Below are 17,874 nucleotides of genomic sequence, written 5' to 3'. Positions count from 1 at the left end.
TTTGCGGCGCCGGAGGGAATAATGAAATTATCTTGCAGAATATTGGCGCTACTGACGGTTTTTCTCGCGCTGGCGGCGGGCGGTTCGCTCGCCAGGGCCGACAGTCCCGGCGGTTCCGCCGAGACTTCGCGCGTCGCGTAGGATCGCGGGGCTAGAAATAGCCCTCCCGCTTCTTTTGTTCGAGGGATCCGCCGTCCTCCCCGTCGCTGATCCGCCCCTGACGTTCGGAGGATTTCGAGGCGAGCGTTTCGGCCAGCACGGTCGAGATATCCGTCGCCTCCGATTCGATCGCGCCGGTGACGGGCCAGCAGCCGAGGGTCCGGAAACGCACCTTCCGCATTTCGATTTTGTCGCCAGGTTCGAAGCGCATGCGCGACTCATCGTCGACGACGATGAACGCCCCCTTGCGCCGCACGACCGGGCGGGTTTCTGCAAAATACAGCGGCGCGAGCGGGATGTCGTGACGCAGCGCGTAGCTCCAGATGTCGTTCTCGGTCCAGTTGGAGAGCGGGAAGACGCGCGCGGATTGCCCGCGCCCGAGACGGAAATTGTAAAGGCGCCAGAATTCCGGCCGCTGCTGGCGCGGATCCCAGACATGTTTCTCGTCGCGAACGGAGACAACGCGCTCCTTAGCGCGCGAGCGCTCCTCGTCGCGGCGGGCGCCGCCGAAAATCACGTCATATTTGCCCATGTCGAGCGCGGCCTTCAGCGGCTCGGTGCGCATCACGAGCGTATATCGGTCGCCGTAGTCGAAAGGGTTCATCCCCGCCGCGCGGCCTTCCTCATTCGCATGGGCGATCAGCTTGAAGCCGTGGGCTCTTGCGAAAGCGTCGCGGAATTCGAGCAGCGAGCGGAACTCCCATGTCGAATCGATGTGAAGGAGCGGGAAGGGCGGTTTGCTGGGATAGAAGGCCCTGACGGCGAGATGGGCCAGCACGGTCGAGTCCTTGCCGGCTGAAAAAAGCATGACGGGATTGTCGGACTCGGCGACGGCTTCGCGCAGGATGTGAATGGCTTCCGCTTCCAGCCAGGCGAGATGAGACGGGCTTCCCCTCACAGACGCTCCTCCTTGGTGGCATGTTGCACTGCAAGGTGTAGGATTGGCGCGGCCAGGGACCAGCCTGCGCGCCGGCGTCGATCTGCTGATATTTTTGGCGCCGCACCCCGCGGTTACAAAAGCCCCGCTACAGCGTCGGCGCCACCACGCGCACCCGGCGCTTCACGCCGTCAGGCCCGACGACGTCGCGGAAAATCTCGCGTCCGGTCGTTACGCCGCCCTCGGCCGTGCCCCGCAGCGGCTGGTCTTGTACGGAGCGTGAGAGCGCGTCGGCCTGACCGGCGGCCTTTTTCGCGCGGGCGTCCGCGGGCGCGATCGGCCGCGACATTTGCTCGGCCTGTTCCGCCGTCACCATCTGATCCTTTTTGTTGCGCTCGGCCAGAATCCTCTCAGCCTCCGCCAGCGTCTCCGCCCAGGTCCTGTCCTTTGGCTTGCAGCCGCAGGCGGCGTCGTAAGTTTTCTGGAATTTGTAGGCGTTCGGATGGTCGGCGTAAGGTTCGCCGTCGACTGAAATCGCCGACTCGAGGCCTTTCCATTGCGATTGCGTGTAGAGTTTCGCCTCGGCGCCGGGGCACATCGCTTTGCAGAGGGCGTTCAGGTCGTCGAGATCGGCGCTCCGCGCGGAATAGGTGATCGGGAAAAATCCGCCGTCGCATTCGCGCACGCATATGGCCATGGAGCCGCCGCGCGGCCGCTCGTCGGCCTTCTCTCCTTCGTCTTCCAGCGTCTCGGTCTGTTCGTTCTCCGGCGGTCCGAGCGGCGTCTCGCGTAGCCCGGTCGTCGGGTTCGGCGGCCGGACGCCGAATAGCTCCTCGAAGAAATTGCCCGGAGCCTGGTCGCGCGTAACGATGTGCGGATCCCGGCACTCCACCTCGTAGCGCGCCATTAGCGCCTGACGCTGGCTGTCATCGGACGCGCCCTGGTCGTAGGCGGAGATGCTTCCCTGAAGGGCGGCGAGACGGGCGTTGATCCAGTCGCATTGCGGCGGCGGCGGATCGCCGAAAAACAGAAACTGCTGGCGGTCGCAGCCGAGCGTCCGCGCCTTTGCGGCGAGGCGCCCGTATTCCTGGCGCTGCTTCGCGGCGGCGGCGCGGTAGCGCGCGGCGAGGCCCTCCGTTCCCGCCTTGGCGATCTGGGCGCGCAAACCTTGACAATAGGCGCTCTCGGCGCTCGCCGGGCCGGCGACGACGGCGGATCCGGCCGCCAGGGCGAGCGCCGCCGCTCCAGCCATCAGGATTTGCGCCGCTCCGCATATTCTGGAAACGGCCAGTTTTGGCCTCATCAACTGCTCCGGTTGCCGGCGTGGGGCGTTGGGTCGTCTAAACCACGCTGCGGCTTCGTTCAGATTCGCGACGCGGGGCGTTTCTTCATATTCGTCCATTCGGGCCGCGGATCAAACTGGCACATTTGTCGGGCATCATGTCCGCAAAAAGGCGACGGACGACAGCTGGCGTCGACCGGCCGGAGGGAACGGCGCCCGCGGCTTTTTTTGTTGCAACGCGCTCTCCAGCCCTTCCATCGGGTGGGGTCTTCGCCCATATCCCGCGGCGACGCCATGGAGGTCCATTTTATGAAGAGAACCAGATTCGCCTCGGTTTTCCCGATCGTTTTCGCGGCCGCAATCTCCGCGACGCCATCGCTCGCGCAGGAGGGGCCGGACCTCGTCTTCCGCAAGTCGACCGACTTCAAGCTGTTGACGCCAAACGACAAACTGGCGACCTATGTCGTCGACGACCCGCTGATCGACGGCGTCGCCTGCACCTATACGGCGCATGAGAAGGGCGGCGTCGCGGGCATGTTCGGCGTCGCCGAACAGACATCGGAAGTATCGCTCGCCTGCAGCCAGTATGGGCCGATCAAGCTGCGCAAGGAGGGCGCCAAATTTGCTCAGGGCGATCTTGTCGTGAGTGAACGCCGGTCGTTGTTCTTCAAGCAGATGCACATCGCCCGCGGCTGCGACACGAAGCGCAACATGCTGGTTTACATGGTCTATTCGGACAAGCTGATCGAGGGGTCGCCGGAGAACTCCACCGCGACCGTGGCGATCCAGCCCTGGGGCGGGACCGAACCCCCAAAATGCGCAGACTGGTTGAAGTAGCGCTTTAATCCGCGCAGGAGACGACAGCCGCGTCGGGCTGAACAGGTTGGCGCGGCGCGTCGGTCGCAATCGAGGCGGTGACGTCTTCGGCGCGGCCGTAGGCGCGCGCGGGCCCGTGGCCATGCGACTCGCACCAGGCGTCGGCGACGATCTTGCCGCAATCCGACTTCTGCGTCAGGCATTCCAGCACGCCATAGCCATCCTGATCCGACACCACATAGGCGGTCGAGGCGGCGGCCTGCGCGTTGGAGTGGTAAGCGGCGGAAGCAAGGAGCCCTGCGACGAGCGGGAAGGCGATGCGCGGCCACAGAGATTTTTCGTTTTGCGACGAGAGAATGAACATCGGCGGCGCCCGCTCCCCAGCGCCGCCAGACGCGGCGGCGGTTGATGGAAGAGGTAGCGGCGCGCAGTAAAATATGCGTTAAGTCGCCATGATCCCGCCAAAAATGCGGCGTCGCAACAGCGCGCTTGACGCGGCGGCGCTTTCGGGCGCATGGTCTGCGCATGACGCGCGAACGCCGAATTTGCGGCCGGATCATCATCAGCTAGCGACCAGCGCTGGCCGGAGCCGTCACGTCTGAAATCACGACATGAAACGCGCCGGCCCCGCTGGCCACAGAGGTTTTCATGTCGACGCCCGTTCTCAGGATTTACAACACGCTGACGCGAACGAAAGAGGTCTTTGCGCCTCTCGATCCCGCGAATGTGCGCATGTACGTCTGCGGGCCGACAGTCTACGATTTCGCCCACATCGGCAACGCCCGTCCGATCATTGTCTTCGACGTGCTGTATCGCCTGCTACGCCATCTCTACGGGCCGGAGCATGTGACCTATGTCCGCAACATCACTGACGTCGACGACAAGATCAACGCCCGCGCCGCCGAGCGCGGGATCACGATTCGCGAACTGACGGAGGAGACCAACCGCGTCTTTCAGGAGGACGTGCGCGCTCTTGGCTGTCTCGAGCCGACCGTGCAGCCGCGCGCGACGGAACATATCGCGCAGATGATTGCGATCATCGAGAAGCTCATCGCCGCGGGCCACGCCTACGCCGCCGACGGCCACGTTCTGTTCGATGTGCCCTCCATGCCGGCCTACGGGCGCCTGTCGCGCCGCTCGCTCGACGAGATGATCGCCGGCGCGCGCGTCGACGTTGCGCCCTATAAGCGCGGCGACATGGATTTCGTGCTCTGGAAGCCGTCGAAGGAGGGCGAGCCCGGCTGGGACAGCCCGTGGGGCAGGGGCCGCCCCGGCTGGCACATCGAATGTTCAGCGATGAGCTGGACGCATCTCGGCGAGACCTTCGACATACATGGCGGCGGCATCGACCTCGTCTTCCCGCATCACGAAAACGAAATCGCGCAAAGCTGCTGCGCCTTCGGGCGCGACGTGATGGCGAATTACTGGATGCACAACGGCTTTCTTCAGGTCGAGGGCGAGAAGATGTCCAAGAGCCTGGGGAATTTCGTGACGATTCACGAGTTGCTCCACACGGAGAAATTCGGGGGACGGAAATGGCCCGGCGAGGCGCTGCGCCTTGCGATGTTGAGGACGCATTACCGGCAGCCGATCGACTGGACCGTGAAGGCGCTGGAGGAGGCGGAGGCCGTCCTCAGCGATTGGGCAAAGTTTTACACGCCCTGTGAAGAAGTTGCGGCGCCAGCGTCAGGCGTTCTCGAAGCGCTGTGCGACGATTTGAATACTACCGAAGCAATCGCAGAATTGCATAGACTTCGCGCTAGCGGAGACGCAGCAAAGCTTCGGGCCTCTCTGAACCTGCTCGGCTTGGGCGCATCAAAGATATATGTCCTAGACGTCGCCTCTACGAGCTTTTTAGTCCGGGGGGCTGACGCCAAAATGCTCGAACTTTCGCCTCAGGAGATTAGCGCGAACAACGCGATTCAACAACGCCTCGCCGCTCGCGCCGCGAAGAACTGGGCCGAGTCCGACCGCATCCGCGATGAACTCGCGGCAATGGGCATTGCGCTCAAGGACAATAAAGACGGCACGACGACATGGGAGGTGAAGCGGTGATCGCGGCGCCCCACTGGTCGCGCTTCGCGCCCCGCCCGCCCCGCGAAGGGGAGGGCGCCAAGCCCGCAGCGTTGCGTTCATGCCGAAACGCCGATCCGGTTTCGAATCTTCGAGGTGATCGGCGCCGCCGACGCAGCCCTGTCCCTCCCCGTTACGGGCGGGCGCCGCGGTTAGGATAAAAGGAGCGAGCCATGTCCAATGACGACTGGAAAAAGACGCTGCCATTCAAGCGCCATTGGGCGGTCTATCTCCTGTTCAAGGTGCTGGTGCTCGCGGCGGCGGCCTTCATCACCTGGCATCTTCTGCGCGCCTTCGGGATGGTCTGACCATGGCGCAGCGCGGGGTCTCGCCCGGTCTCCGGCCATTCCTGCCGAGCGACGCGCCCGCACTCGCCGCGCTGTTTCGCGCGAGCGTCGATGAACTCGCGGCCGACGATTACAGCGAGGATCAGCGCGAAGCCTGGGCGTCGGCTGCCGACGATGCGGAGGTCTTCGTCGCGCGGCTTTCGGGCGCGCTCACCATCGTCGCGCTGGTCGGCGGAGAGATCGCGGGCTTCGCCTCGCTCAAGGACAACAAGCTGTTCGACATGCTTTACGTGCGGCCTGATCTCGCGCGTCAGGGCGTGGGCAGCGCGCTCGCTGACGCGATCGAGAAACTCGCATCCGCGCGCGGGGCTAGGAAACTGAGCGTCGACGCCTCTGACGCCGCGCGCGATTTCTTCGCGGCGCGCGGCTATGTCGCGCAAAGCCGCAACACGGTGTCGATCGCCGGCGAATGGCTCGGCAACACGACGATGACCAAGGAACTGGCGGCGACCGCCGCCTCGGGGCCGCATTGATGACCAGGGAACGCGTCACGCTCTACGACACCACGCTACGCGACGGCGCGCAGACGACGGGCGTCGATTTCTCGCTCGACGACAAGCGGCAGATCGCCGCCATGCTCGACGATCTGGGAATTGATTATGTCGAGGGCGGCTATCCCGGCGCCAATCCGCTCGATACGGAATTTTTCGCGCAGCGCCCCGAGATCCGCGCGCGTTTCTCCGCTTTTGGCATGACGCGGCGGCAGGGACGCTCTGTCGAGAACGATCCGGGGGTCGCGGCGCTGCTCGACAGCGCGGCCGACGCCGTGACCTTCGTCGCCAAGAGCTGGGATTATCAGGTCAAGGTCGCCTTACGCTCCACGGAAGAGGACAATCTCGAGGGCATTACGCAATCCGTAAAGGCCGCGGTTCTCAGGCGGAAGGAGGCGGCGGTCGATTGCGAGCACTTCTTCGACGGCTACAAGGACAATCCCGGCTATGCGCTCGCCTGCGCGAAGGCGGCCTATGACGCGGGCGCGCGCTGGGTGGTGCTTTGCGACACCAATGGCGGGACGCTGCCGCACGAGATCGAGCGGATCGTCGCTGACGTGGTGAAACATATTCCCGGCGCGCATGTCGGTGTGCATTGCCATGACGACACGGGGCAGGCGGTGGCGAACTCCCTCGCCGCCGTGCGCGCCGGCGCGCGCCAGATTCAGGGCACGCTCAACGGGCTCGGCGAGCGCTGCGGCAACGCAAATCTCACGACGATCATCCCGACGCTGCTGCTCAAGGAAGAGTTCGCGGCGCGCTACGAGATCGGCGTAACGCGCGAGAAGTTGACGCATCTGACGCGCATCAGCCATTCGCTCGACGAATTGCTCAATCGCGCGCCGAACCGTCATGCGCCCTACGTCGGCGCCAGCGCCTTCGCGACGAAAGCGGGCATCCATGCGTCCGCCGTGCTAACGGATCCGCGCACTTATGAGCATGTGCCGCCGGAGACGGTCGGCAATCAGCGGCGCGTCCTCGTGTCGGATCAGGCGGGGCGCTCCAACATCCTTTCGGAGCTGGCGCGCCTTGGCGTCACGCTCGACCGGGACGATCCGCGCCTCGGGCGTCTCCTCGACGAAGTGAAGGAGAAGGAGGCGCAGGGTTACGCCTATGAGGGCGCCGACGCCTCTTTTTATCTGCTGGCGAAGCGCGTCCTTGGCGAGGTTCCGCATTTCTTCGACATCGAGCGCTACAGCGTGGCGGTCGACCGCCGCTTCGCGCGCAACGGATTCGAGGATCGCGGCGCCGAGGCGATCGTCAAGATCGCCGTGCATGGCGAAAGCCGCATTTCCGCCGCCGAAGGCAACGGCCCGGTTAACGCCCTCGATCTCGCGCTGCGCAAGGATTTGGGCGCGTATCAGAAATTCATCGACGACGTGAGGCTCGTGGATTACCGCGTGCGCGTCTTCCAGGGCGGCACGGACGCGGTGACGCGCGTGCTGGTGGAATGCGCGGACGGAGAAGGGAATCGCTGGTCGACCGTGGGCGTGTCCGCGAACGTCATCGACGCCTCATTCGAGGCGATCGTCGACGCGATCAATTACAAGCTGCTGGTGTCAGGCGCGCGCGCGGACGAGGACAAATATACGCCGGCAAGGCACGATCCGCTTCGCGGGATTTTTTGATCGGTCCCGTCCCTCTCCCGTGTCGACGGGGGAGGGCTCGGGAGGTTTGATCACATCCGCTCCGTCACCGCCATTCCGGCGACTTCCGGCGTTCTGCGCGCGGTGGAGAGGATCATTGGCAGAATATCCTCGACGCGTTCGGCGACCATGTAGCGCACTTCATAGCCCTCGCGGATGAAGCCCGAATTGTGCATATGCGCGAAGAGCGTCAGCAGCGGGCGCCAGAATCCGCCGATGTCTGCGATGACGAGCGGCTTCGTGTGGCGGCCGAGCTGAATCCAGGTGAGCTGTTCGGTGAGTTCCTCGAGCGTGCCGACGCCGCCGGGCAGGGCGACGAAGGCGTCGGACTTCTCAAACATGAGCCGCTTGCGCGTGTGCATGTCGTCGACGACGATGAGCTCGCTCAATCCTTGCTGCGCGATTTCCCGATCGTCGAGGAAACCGGGAATGATGCCCGTCACCCGGCCGCCCGCATCGAGCGTCGCGCGCGCGGCGACGCCCATCAGTCCGCAGGAGCCGCCACCGAAGACGAGGCCGACGCCGGCCTCCGCCAGCGCGCGTCCGAAAGTCGCCGCGGCCGCCGCGTAGCGGGGATCGTCTCCCTCGGCGGAACCGCAGTAGACACAAATATTCTTGATTTTCTGCATAACCCTCATCCGTAAACTGGCTCCTCCGGCCCGGCCGTCAGGCGGGGTGCGCGAAGACGCTAAAAGTCTTATATGACGCTCAGGCCTCTTTCGCCGAGGCGCCCTTTCAGTTGTCACCGGACCCCCGATGTTGAGAATTGGCCAACGCGACTCGGGCGCCCTCGCGCCCGGCCCGCAAGACGCATCCCTTTCGGAAGCCTCGCTGCTCATGACGATTCGCCGCCTGTGGCCCTATATCTGGCCGCGCGGGCGTCGCGATCTGGAGCGGCGCGTCGCCGTCGTCTTCCTGCTTCTCTTCGTGAGCAAGCTCTTCAACGCGATGACGCCCTACGCTTTCAAATGGGCGACGGATGCGCTGGCGGAAGAGGGCGCGAACGCGATTCCGGCGCTCGGCCTCGGCGCGGTCGGCTTCACCCTGCTCATGGGCGTGATCCGCATCGTCGCCGTCATCCTGATGCAGACGCGGGATGGCGTATTCGCCGCGGTGGCGATGCACGCTGTGCGCCGGCTCGCAACCGACCTTTTCGTCCATATGCACGAATTGTCGCTGCGATTCCACATCAGCCGAAAGACCGGCGGGCTCACGCGCGTGCTGGAGCGCGGCCGTAACGCGATCGAGACTCTGGCGAGACTCGTCATGTCCACCGGCGCTCCGACGGCGATCGAGATGGCGCTCGTGCTGGGCGTTTTTGTCTACCAGTTCGACTGGCGCTACGGGCTCGTGCTGATCCTGACGCTCGCCGCCTATTTCGCCTATACGACGCTCGCCACCAACTGGCGCATCGCTATCCGCCGCAAGATGAACGAGAGCGATACCGATGCGAACCAGAAGGCGATCGACAGCCTGCTCAATTACGAAACGGTGAAATATTTCTCCGCCGAGTCGCGCGAGGCCGAGCGTTATGACAAGTCAATGGCCTTCTATGAAAAGGCCTCGACGCATTCCTACGTCTCGCTCGCCATCCTCAACGCGGGCCAGACGGTGATCTACATCATCGGCGTGACGACGATGATGGCGATGTGCGTCTACGGCATTCGCGACGGGCGCAACACGATCGGCGATTTCGTGCTCATCAACGCCATGATGATCCAGCTCGCGCAGCCGCTGAATTTCATGGGCACCTTCTATCGCGAGGTGCGGCAGGCGATCATCGACATCGAAACGATGTTCGGCATCCTGTCGCAAAACCCGGAGATCTCCGACAAGCCCGGCGCGCCGGCGCTCATCGTGCGCGAAGGGCGCATCGTCTTCGAGGACGTGCATTTCCACTATGAGAAGGAGCGGGAAATCCTCAAGGGCGTAAGCTTCGAGGCGCGGCCCGGCCAGACCATTGCGATCGTGGGTCCATCGGGCGCGGGCAAATCCACCATCTCGCGGCTGATGTTCCGCTTTTACGAGCCGCAGGGCGGACGCATCCTGATCGACGGACAGAACATTCTCGACGTGACGCAGACGAGCCTGCGCGCGGCGATCGGCATGGTGCCGCAGGATACGGTGCTGTTCAACGACACGATCGGCTACAACATTCGTTACGGCCGCTGGGACGCGACCGATGAGGAAGTTCGGGAGGCGGCGCAATTGGCGCAGATCGACGGATTCATCCAGCGCGTGCCGGGCGGCTATGCTGCGCAGGTCGGCGAGCGCGGACTAAAGCTGTCGGGCGGCGAAAAGCAGCGCGTCGCCATCGCCCGGACGATCCTCAAGGGACCGCCAATTCTCATCCTCGACGAGGCGACCTCCGCGCTCGACAGTTTCACCGAGCATGAGATTCAGGAGGCGCTGCGCCGCGTCGCGAAGGGGCGCACGACGCTCGTCATCGCGCACCGCCTGTCCACCGTGGTGGACGCCGACGAAATCCTGTTCCTCGACCACGGCCGCATCATCGAGCGCGGCCGCCATTCGGAGCTTCTCGCGCTCGGCGGTCATTACGCCGACATGTGGAACCGTCAGCGCGAGGCGGCGGAGGCGCGGGCGAAGCTTCTGGAAGCCGAGCGGGAGGAGGCGGAGTAGGGCGGGTTGACCGATTTCGCCCGCCCTTTGGCGAAGATCGTTCTTTGCTTCAGATCAAATACCGGCGCACCCTGAGGCTTCGCATCCATCGCGGCGATCCGGATGCCTTTCGCTCGGGAGCGTCTGATGCTGAAAAAACTCGTTCTCGCGGCGGCCATTTGCGCCGCGTCTTCCGCGCAGGCCCAGATCAAGGCCGAGCACCCGCGCTTTTGCGTCATGAGCGTCGGCCCGACGCAGATGATGTTCAGCGCCTTTCAGGAAAACAGGACCGACGAAATCTTCTGCCAGAGCATTCCCGCCCTTGGCCCGACATTGATCATCCTCGACGCCCGCAGCAATGAGCTGCGCGACATGAACATCGAGGTGCGCCTCGTCAGGGACGTCGGGCAGAAGGACTGGCGCGACGATCTCGACGCCAACATGGTCGCGGCATTCCCGGCGAAGAAATATCTGGAGCAGCGTGGCACGACGAGCCTCAGGCACGACTTCACGGGCGAGGGGGCCTATATTGCCGTTGTCCGGGCGACGAGCGACGACGGCAAGAAGGAATATGTCGGCCAATACCGCTTCACAGTCGGCGATTCCTCGGACTGGCTCATGGCCGGCGGCGCGCTGGCGGCGGCGGCTTTTGCCGGGATTGGCCTCTGGCGGCGCGGCGGTTCGTCGAAAAAGTCGCCGCAGACCCGGCCCGGACCGGCGCCGGAAGCGTCAACCGCGCGTCAGTCGACGTAGGTTGCGGTCGACGCGCTTTTTGTAGACCCGAACCGCGCGACCGGCGGCGTGATGCGGCTCGCCGGTCACGATCGCGCGGGCGGCGGCGAAAGTCGCCTCGGCCGCCGCGTCGATCTTCTCCGCGACCATCAGATTTCCCTCTCTCTTCGGGTCCACGACGCCGAAGGCCATTTTCGTCAGCCGGACCGCGATGACGGCGTTCGCCGTCATGCTCAGGGCAAGCGCGTCGGTAAAGAGCGTAGTGAGTCCCGGCTTGTCGGTCATCCGAGTGAGTCTCCCGCGACAGGACGCCAAGTCTGCGCTAAATGCGACAGAAATGCAAAGGCCGGGCGGGGCGGTCGGCTTTCCCGATTTCGGGGCCGCGAGGGGCGTCAAGCTTGCCGCTTTTCTCCGCCCCGATCGCCCCCCATAATGCCGCCATGGCCAAATCCCCGGACAAACCGACGAAAGACCCCGCGCGCCCCACCCGCGCCAAGGCGGCGAAGCCCGAGCTGGCGCCGCTTGCGCCGTATCTCGCGCAGCTTCTCAATCCCGCGCTGGCGCCGGGTTTCGAGGACGCGGGACAGACGGCTTACGGCGCGGATGGCGCGCCGCTGGAAGAGGAAGAGGTCCAGAAGTGGATTCTTGGCGACCTCCCGCCGCAGGGCGGCGGCGTGCAGGCGACGGCCGATTCGCTCGCCGAACTCCTGCGGCTTGGCGATCCGAACCTGCGCGACAAAAAGCCCTGGGTTCCGCACCGGCCGGAGCGGCCGGAAAAATCCGAGGGCGGCGTCAAATTCGAGCTTGTCTCGGATTACACGCCCAGGGGCGACCAGCCGGCGGCGATCGCGGAGCTGGTGAAGGGAATCGAGGCCAATGAGCGCGATCAGGTGCTGCTCGGAGTCACCGGCTCGGGCAAGACCTTCACAATGGCGAGCGTCATCGCGGCCACCCAGCGCCCGGCGCTGATCCTCGCGCCCAACAAGACGCTCGCGGCGCAGCTTTACGGCGAATTCAAGAGCTTCTTCCCCAACAACGCCGTCGAATATTTTGTCTCCTATTACGACTACTACCAGCCTGAGGCCTATGTGCCGCGCTCCGACACCTATATCGAGAAAGAGTCGAGCGTGAACGAGCAGATCGACCGCATGCGCCACGCCGCGACGCGCGCGCTGCTCGAGCGCGACGACGTCATCATCGTCGCCTCCGTCTCCTGCATCTACGGCATCGGCTCGGTCGAGACCTATACGGCCATGACCTTCTCCGTGCAGCTCGGCGAGAAGCTGGAGCAGCGGCAGTTGGTGACCGACCTTGTCGCGCTGCATTACCGCCGCGTGCAGGCAGATTTTACGCGGGGCGCGTTCCGCGTGCGGGGCGATACGGTCGATATTTTCCCGGCCCACTATGAGGACCGCGCCTGGCGCATTTCCTTCTTCGGCGACGAAGTGGAGTCGATCTCCGAATTCGATCCGCTCACCGGCAAGAAGACGGTCGATCTCGAATTCGTGAAGGTCTACGCCAATTCGCATTATGTCACGCCGCGCCCGACGCTGCTGCAATCCATCAAGGCGATCAAGGAGGAGCTGAAGCAGCGGCTCGACGAGTTGAACCGTTCGGGCCGTCTGCTCGAAGCGCAAAGGCTCGAACAGCGCACGCGCTTCGACATTGAGATGATGGAGGCGACGGGCTCCTGCGCGGGCATCGAGAATTATTCGCGCTATCTCACCGGCCGCAAGCCGGGCGAGCCGCCGCCGACGCTCTTTGAATATCTGCCCGACAACGCGCTGGTCTTCGCGGACGAAAGCCATGTCTCGATCCCGCAGATCGGCGGCATGTATCGCGGCGACTTCCGCCGCAAGGCGACGCTGGCCGAATACGGTTTCCGTCTTCCGTCATGCATGGACAATCGCCCCTTGCGCTTCGAGGAATGGGACGCGATGCGGCCGCAGACGGTGTGCGTCTCGGCGACGCCCGGCAATTGGGAGCTGGAGCAGACAGGCGGCGTCTTCGTCGAGCAGGTCATTCGCCCCACGGGGCTTATCGATCCGCCGGTGGAAGTGCGTCCGGCGCGGACGCAGGTAGACGATCTTCTGGACGAAGTGCGCGCCACGTCGGACATCGGCTATCGCACGCTCATCACCGTGCTCACCAAACGCATGGCCGAAGACCTCACGGAATATCTGCACGAAAACGGCGTGCGCGTGCGCTACATGCACAGCGACATCGACACGCTGGAGCGCATCGAGATCATCCGCGACCTGCGGCTGGGCGCCTTCGACGCGCTGGTGGGCATCAACCTGCTGCGCGAGGGCCTCGATATTCCGGAGTGCGGCCTCGTCGCCATTCTCGACGCGGACAAGGAAGGTTTTCTGCGCAGCGAGACCTCGCTGGTGCAGACCATCGGCCGCGCCGCGCGCAATGTCGACGGGCGGGTCATCCTCTACGCCGACCAGATCACCGGCTCGATGAAACGCGCCATGGACGAGACGGAGCGCCGCCGCGCCAAGCAGATGGCCTACAACAAGGAGCACGGCGTCACGCCGGCCTCGATCAAGCGCGGCATCGCCGACATTCTCGGCTCCGTCGCCGAGCAGGACCATGTGACAGTCGATACAGGTTATGACCTCGCGCCCGGCCACAATCTCGCGACGACCATCGCCGATCTCGAAAAGCGCATGAAGGAGGCGGCCGCCGATCTCGCCTTCGAGGAGGCGGCGCGGCTGCGCGACGAAATCCAGCGCCTGCAGAAGATGGAGCTGCTCGGCGACCTGCCGCCGCTGGAGCGCTTGCAACGGGCGCGGGAGGCTTCGCGTCACAAGGGCCACGAGCCCGAGGGAACGCTCTCCACCCGCGTGCGCAAGCCGACCGACGCCGACATGGGCCCGCATAATTTCGGCGGCGGGGAAGCGCGCCCGCTCGGCCGAACCCTGCCGGCGCGCCCGGCGGGGCGGTCGTCTGGCGGCAAGCCGGGGACGCGGACGGTGAAGGGGAAGCCGAAATAGGCGTTTTCAATGCCACGACACGCCAGACGCTACCGCCAGCTGCGGGCCTCCCGTCTTAAAATGGCAGAGGGCGGGACTTGGCCGCTCGTCGATGTTTCGCGCTTGACGTGCTCTTTAACGCCGACTTAACTATTGCTGTAATCGTTCTGATCAGGGTCTTTACGATGAAATCTTCCTTACGGTTACTCGCCCCGTCCCTGTGTTTGATCCTCTCCGTCCATCCCGTCGTTGCGGGGGACGATTTCTCTATGAACGCCGTCGTGAAACAGACCTTGCACTCATTCAGGGGTGCGAGCGGGTTTCGCGATGGAAGCGTGCCGAATGGACTCGGACTGGTGGCGGCGCCGGGCGGCGTGCTGTACGGCGTCACACAGCAGGGCGGCAACGAATTCATCTGCGGCGGAAGCGGATGCGGCGCGGTTTTCAAACTGACGCCGCCGACCCCTCCCGCCACCAATTGGACCGAGACCGTGATTTACAGATTCATGGGCGGTTGCAATGGGGCTTTCCCGGGCGGGGGCGCTTTGGTCAGAGATGCGTCCGGAGCCCTTTACGGTACAACCATTGGGTTTACGCCGGGCTGTGGCACTGCATTCAAGCTGACCCCTCCCGTCCCGCCTTCGACGCAATGGACTCACAGCGTGATTGCGACTTTCCCGCTCGGCGTCTATCCAGGGCCTCTCACGAGGGATCCGGCGACGGGTGCGCTCTATGGCGTCACGCAACGAGGCGGCGCGACAAATCAGGGAACCGTTTTCAAATTGACGCCGCCAGTTCCCCCCGCGACTCAGTGGACCAAGACGACGCTGTATTCCTTCAGGGGCGGCGAAGATGGCGCGAGCCCTTTCGGAGGCATGGCCATCGGCGCGGATGGTTCGTTGTTCGGGACGACGTCCTATGGCGGCGCGCGTCCTGGAGAAGAAAGATGCAAAGTAACCGGCCAATGGAGCGGGTGTGGCGTCGTTTTCAGACTGAAGCCGCCTGTGCCGCCTCAGACCGCGTGGGTGGAGTCGGTCATCTACCGCTTTCAGGGGTTCGACGGCGCGGTTCCGCAAGGTGACCTGTTGCGGGTCGGGAACGCGCTCTTCGGCATGACCGCAAACGGCGGCTCGGGCAACCTCGGGACCATTTTCAGGATCACGCCGCCAGTTCCGCCGTCGACTGCCTGGACGAAAACGACGCTTTACGAGTTCCCCCGTCGCCCTACGGATCCTTTCGCGCTTCGCGGGCATTCACCCTACGGTCGGCTCGTCATGGATTCGACCGGCGCCTTGTTCGGCACGGGGACTGGCGGCGGGTTCTTTGGAATGGGCGTCGCCTTCAAGCTTGCGCCGCCCGTTGCGCCGTCGACGCGGTGGACCCAGACGGTTCTGCACCATTTCCGCGGTGGCGTGGATGGGGTATTTCCGATGGGCTTCGTTAAGGTCAGGGGCGACCTGTACGGCGTTACGTCGCAAGGCGGAAGCATTGGCTGGGGCACCGTGTTCAAAATAAGCGGGGCCGCTACTCCTTAATGCCGAGAATGCCGACGGGGCGCTGGTTTTTTGCTCCCCGCATGGATGGGCGCGGGCTTTTTCCGAGTTACATGGCCCGCGCCCAACTCTCCGGTTCACAAATCCCTCGTTCTCGATTAGGGTCCGCGCCAATCCGCCGTCCGGCCCGGACGCTGCGGCTTTTTGCTTTGCCGCGCTTCCCGCCCGGATGCGCCACACAAGGAACCACATGGCCAAGGAAGAACTGCTCGAATTTCCCGGAATCGTCACCGAACTCCTGCCCAGCGCGATGTTTCGGGTGAAGCTCGAAAACGATCACGAAATCATCGCCCACACCGCCGGGAAGATGCGCAAGAACCGCATCCGCGTGCTGGAGGGCGACAAGGTGCTCGTCGAGATGACGCCCTACGACCTCACCAAGGGCCGCATCACCTATCGTTTCCGGTAATTTCCGTCAGGCGGAGCCGCTTTCGTGACAGCCGAACCCGCCGCGCCCCGTTCGAAACTCATCCTCGCCTCGGCCTCGCCGCGGCGTCTCGCGCTCCTGCAACAGGCTGGGCTCGAGGCCGACGCGCTTTTGCCAGCCGACATCGACGAGACCCCGCAACGCGGCGAGTCTCCGCGCGCGCTGGCGATCCGGCTGGCGAGCGAGAAGGCGGCCGCCGCTGCGAAAACCCGGGCCGCCCACCCTGATCTCAAGGATTCCTACCTCATCGCCGCCGACACGGTGGTTGCGGTCGGCCGCCGAATCCTGCCTAAACCGGAGACGGCGGAAGAGGCGGACGAATGCCTTCAGCTTCTTTCCGGCCGCCAGCACAGGGTCTATACGGCGGTGAGCCTCGTCAATCCGCTGGGCTTCGAGCGCAAGCGGCTGGTGGAGGCGCGGCTGCGCTTCAAGCGCCTGTCGTCCATGGAGGTCGACGCCTATCTCGCCTCGGGCGAGTGGCGCGGCAAGGCAGGCGGCTATGCGATTCAGGGTCTTGCGGGCGTTTTCGTGGTGAAGCTCGTCGGCTCCTACACCGCGGTCGTCGGCCTGCCGCTCTATGAGACGGTTTCGCTGCTCGCGGGGGAGGGGTATCCCGTGCTCCAGCCCTGGTTCGCCAAGGCGTAAATCTCAGGGGCCGAGATACCGCCGCGCATACCGCCGCCCGAGGCGGGTCAGCACCTCGTAGCCGATCGTCCGCGCCCGGCCCGCCAGTTCTTCGACGTCGATCGTCTCTCCCAGCAGCTCGACCCACTGGCCGCGCCCGGCCGCGCGCGCGGGCGCATCGGTCACGTCGAGCACGATGTAATCCATGGACACGCGGCCGACGAAGGGGCAGAGCACGCCGCCGACCAGCGCTTCGCCCGCGGGCTTGCCTGGCGCGGCGGTCGCGGAAACAGGCAGGCCGTCGGCGTAACCGACGCCGATGGTCGCGACGCGCGACGGTCGGGGGGCCGTCCACACTCCGTCATAGCCGACGGTTTCGCCCGTCGCGAGGTCGCGCAGAGCGATGATCCGCGCAGACAAGCGCGCCACGGCCCGCATGGGATTGACGGCGGCGGGCGTGGGGTTGCCGCCGTAGAGGGCGTAGCCCGGCCGCACGAGATCGAAATGCGGCCGCTGCGGCAGGAAGACGCCGGAGGAATTGGCCAGCGACGCCGCGACGCCGGGGAAATGGGCGCGCAGGGCAAGAAAGTCCGCGATCTGGCGGCCGTTGATCGTCGCGTCGGCAAGTTGCGAACTGACGAAATGGCTCATCACCAGCGTCGGCCCGATCGCTTTCGCCCGGACGGCGACTTCGGCGGCGTCCTTCGGCGCAAAGCCGAGCCGGTTCATGCCAGTGTCGAAATGGATCGCCGCCTCGAGCTTGCGGCCGAACGTCACGCCCGCCGCCGCCCACTCCTCCAGTTCCGCGAAGGAGCCGATGCAGGGGCGCAGCCGCGCCGCCGCGAGGCGGGACGCGCAGCCGGGAACGACGCCGTCGAGCACGTAGATCGTGGCGTCGGGCGCCAGCGCGCGGGCGGTTTCGCCTTCCAGCAGATTGGCGACGAAGAAGGTCTTGCAGCCCGCGCCGGCGAGCGCGCGCATGGTCGCGGCCTGGCCGAGGCCATAGCCGTCGGCCTTGACCACCGCCCCGCATTCGGCGGTCCCTGAGAGCGCGGCGAGCTTGCGCCAGTTCGCGACCAGCGCCGGGAGGTCGACGGAGAGAAAACCAGTCTCGACCGGCTCCGACGGATCGGCGGCCGGCAAGAGACGCTCGGCGGGCGAAATGATTCCCATGGAGAGACATCCTGCCTGCAAAAAGAAGGCGCTCAGATGGCGGCCGCCGACGCGCATTCGCGAATTTCGCTCCG

Annotated in this window: 17 protein-coding genes; 11 read left to right on the top strand and 6 right to left on the bottom strand. The window is 64.9% G+C overall.

The genetic code is table 11. The annotated features are described in order from the left end of the window. Positions 1-151 precede the first annotated feature (151 nt). A complete protein-coding gene (cysD, locus tag ACV959_RS10300) occupies positions 152-1,057 on the bottom strand; it encodes a sulfate adenylyltransferase subunit CysD (RefSeq protein WP_475736518.1) in 906 nt (301 codons plus the stop codon). A 127-nt stretch (positions 1,058-1,184) separates the two neighbouring features. Beyond that, positions 1,185-2,339, bottom strand: coding sequence for a DUF2865 domain-containing protein (locus tag ACV959_RS10295; protein ID WP_475736517.1), 1,155 nt, complete (start codon positions 2,337-2,339; stop codon positions 1,185-1,187). Between the two features lie 288 nt (positions 2,340-2,627). Between ACV959_RS10295 and ACV959_RS10290 the strand changes: the two genes are divergently transcribed. Beyond that, entirely contained in the window at positions 2,628-3,155 is a 528-nt protein-coding gene (locus ACV959_RS10290; protein WP_475736516.1) for a CreA family protein, read from the top strand. Between the two features lie 4 nt (positions 3,156-3,159). On the opposite strand, the gene ACV959_RS10285 is transcribed toward ACV959_RS10290, so the two are convergent. Then, positions 3,160-3,498, bottom strand: a complete 339-nt coding sequence (locus ACV959_RS10285) for a hypothetical protein (RefSeq protein WP_475736515.1) — start codon at positions 3,496-3,498, stop codon at positions 3,160-3,162. Positions 3,499-3,782: 284 nt separating this feature from the next. Between ACV959_RS10285 and cysS the strand changes: the two genes are divergently transcribed. From cysS to cimA, 4 genes are all read left to right on the top strand, one after another. After that, complete coding sequence (gene cysS / locus ACV959_RS10280; RefSeq protein WP_475736514.1) at positions 3,783-5,189, top strand: cysteine--tRNA ligase; 1,407 nt, start codon at positions 3,783-3,785, stop codon at positions 5,187-5,189. Between the two features lie 191 nt (positions 5,190-5,380). Continuing rightward, positions 5,381-5,515, top strand: coding sequence for a hypothetical protein (locus tag ACV959_RS10275; RefSeq protein WP_475736513.1), 135 nt, complete (start codon positions 5,381-5,383; stop codon positions 5,513-5,515). 2 nt (positions 5,516-5,517) lie between these two features. After that, a complete protein-coding gene (locus ACV959_RS10270; protein ID WP_475736512.1) occupies positions 5,518-6,027 on the top strand; it encodes a GNAT family N-acetyltransferase in 510 nt (169 codons plus the stop codon). Further along, positions 6,027-7,673, top strand: a complete 1,647-nt coding sequence (gene cimA / locus ACV959_RS10265) for a citramalate synthase (RefSeq protein WP_475736511.1) — start codon at positions 6,027-6,029, stop codon at positions 7,671-7,673. The genes ACV959_RS10270 and cimA overlap by 1 nt, the downstream gene beginning before the upstream one ends. A 50-nt stretch (positions 7,674-7,723) precedes the next feature. Here the strand turns inward: cimA and ACV959_RS10260 are convergent, their stop codons facing one another. Further along, on the bottom strand, positions 7,724-8,320 hold the full coding sequence (locus ACV959_RS10260; RefSeq protein ID WP_475736510.1) for an LOG family protein: 597 nt from the start codon (positions 8,318-8,320) through the stop codon (positions 7,724-7,726). Between the two features lie 127 nt (positions 8,321-8,447). On the opposite strand from ACV959_RS10260, the gene ACV959_RS10255 reads away from it, so the two are divergent. Both ACV959_RS10255 and ACV959_RS10250 read left to right on the top strand, forming a co-directional pair. Then, positions 8,448-10,331, top strand: a complete 1,884-nt coding sequence (locus tag ACV959_RS10255) for an ABCB family ABC transporter ATP-binding protein/permease (RefSeq protein ID WP_475736509.1) — start codon at positions 8,448-8,450, stop codon at positions 10,329-10,331. A gap of 126 nt (positions 10,332-10,457) precedes the next feature. Further along, a complete protein-coding gene (locus tag ACV959_RS10250; protein WP_475736508.1) occupies positions 10,458-11,063 on the top strand; it encodes a hypothetical protein in 606 nt (201 codons plus the stop codon). Here the strand turns inward: ACV959_RS10250 and ACV959_RS10245 are convergent. Further along, on the bottom strand, positions 11,040-11,327 hold the full coding sequence (locus tag ACV959_RS10245) for a hypothetical protein (protein WP_475736507.1): 288 nt from the start codon (positions 11,325-11,327) through the stop codon (positions 11,040-11,042). The genes ACV959_RS10250 and ACV959_RS10245 overlap by 24 nt on opposite strands. Positions 11,328-11,482: 155 nt before the next feature. On the opposite strand from ACV959_RS10245, the gene uvrB reads away from it, so the two are divergent. The 4 genes from uvrB (at position 11,483) to ACV959_RS10225 (ending at position 16,648) form a co-directional block, all read left to right on the top strand. Beyond that, positions 11,483-14,044, top strand: coding sequence for an excinuclease ABC subunit UvrB (gene uvrB / locus ACV959_RS10240; protein WP_475736506.1), 2,562 nt, complete (start codon positions 11,483-11,485; stop codon positions 14,042-14,044). A 248-nt stretch (positions 14,045-14,292) separates the two neighbouring features. Beyond that, on the top strand, positions 14,293-15,558 hold the full coding sequence (locus ACV959_RS10235; protein ID WP_475736505.1) for a choice-of-anchor tandem repeat GloVer-containing protein: 1,266 nt from the start codon (positions 14,293-14,295) through the stop codon (positions 15,556-15,558). Positions 15,559-15,766: 208 nt separating this feature from the next. Continuing rightward, positions 15,767-15,985, top strand: a complete 219-nt coding sequence (infA, locus tag ACV959_RS10230) for a translation initiation factor IF-1 (protein ID WP_016920926.1) — start codon at positions 15,767-15,769, stop codon at positions 15,983-15,985. Positions 15,986-16,009: 24 nt separating this feature from the next. After that, on the top strand, positions 16,010-16,648 hold the full coding sequence (locus tag ACV959_RS10225) for a Maf-like protein (protein ID WP_475736504.1): 639 nt from the start codon (positions 16,010-16,012) through the stop codon (positions 16,646-16,648). Between the two features lie 3 nt (positions 16,649-16,651). Here ACV959_RS10225 and alr read toward each other — a convergent pair whose 3' ends face one another. Next, positions 16,652-17,800 carry an alanine racemase gene (alr, locus tag ACV959_RS10220; RefSeq protein WP_475736503.1) on the bottom strand — a complete coding sequence of 383 codons (1,149 nt, stop codon included), beginning with the start codon at positions 17,798-17,800 and terminating at the stop codon, positions 16,652-16,654. Between the last annotated feature and the right edge of the window lie 74 nt (positions 17,801-17,874).

The organism is Methylocystis sp. Se48 (assembly GCF_056269425.1).
Note: the sequence above shows the minus strand (reverse complement) of the source record. Positions and strands in the feature narration are given on the sequence as shown.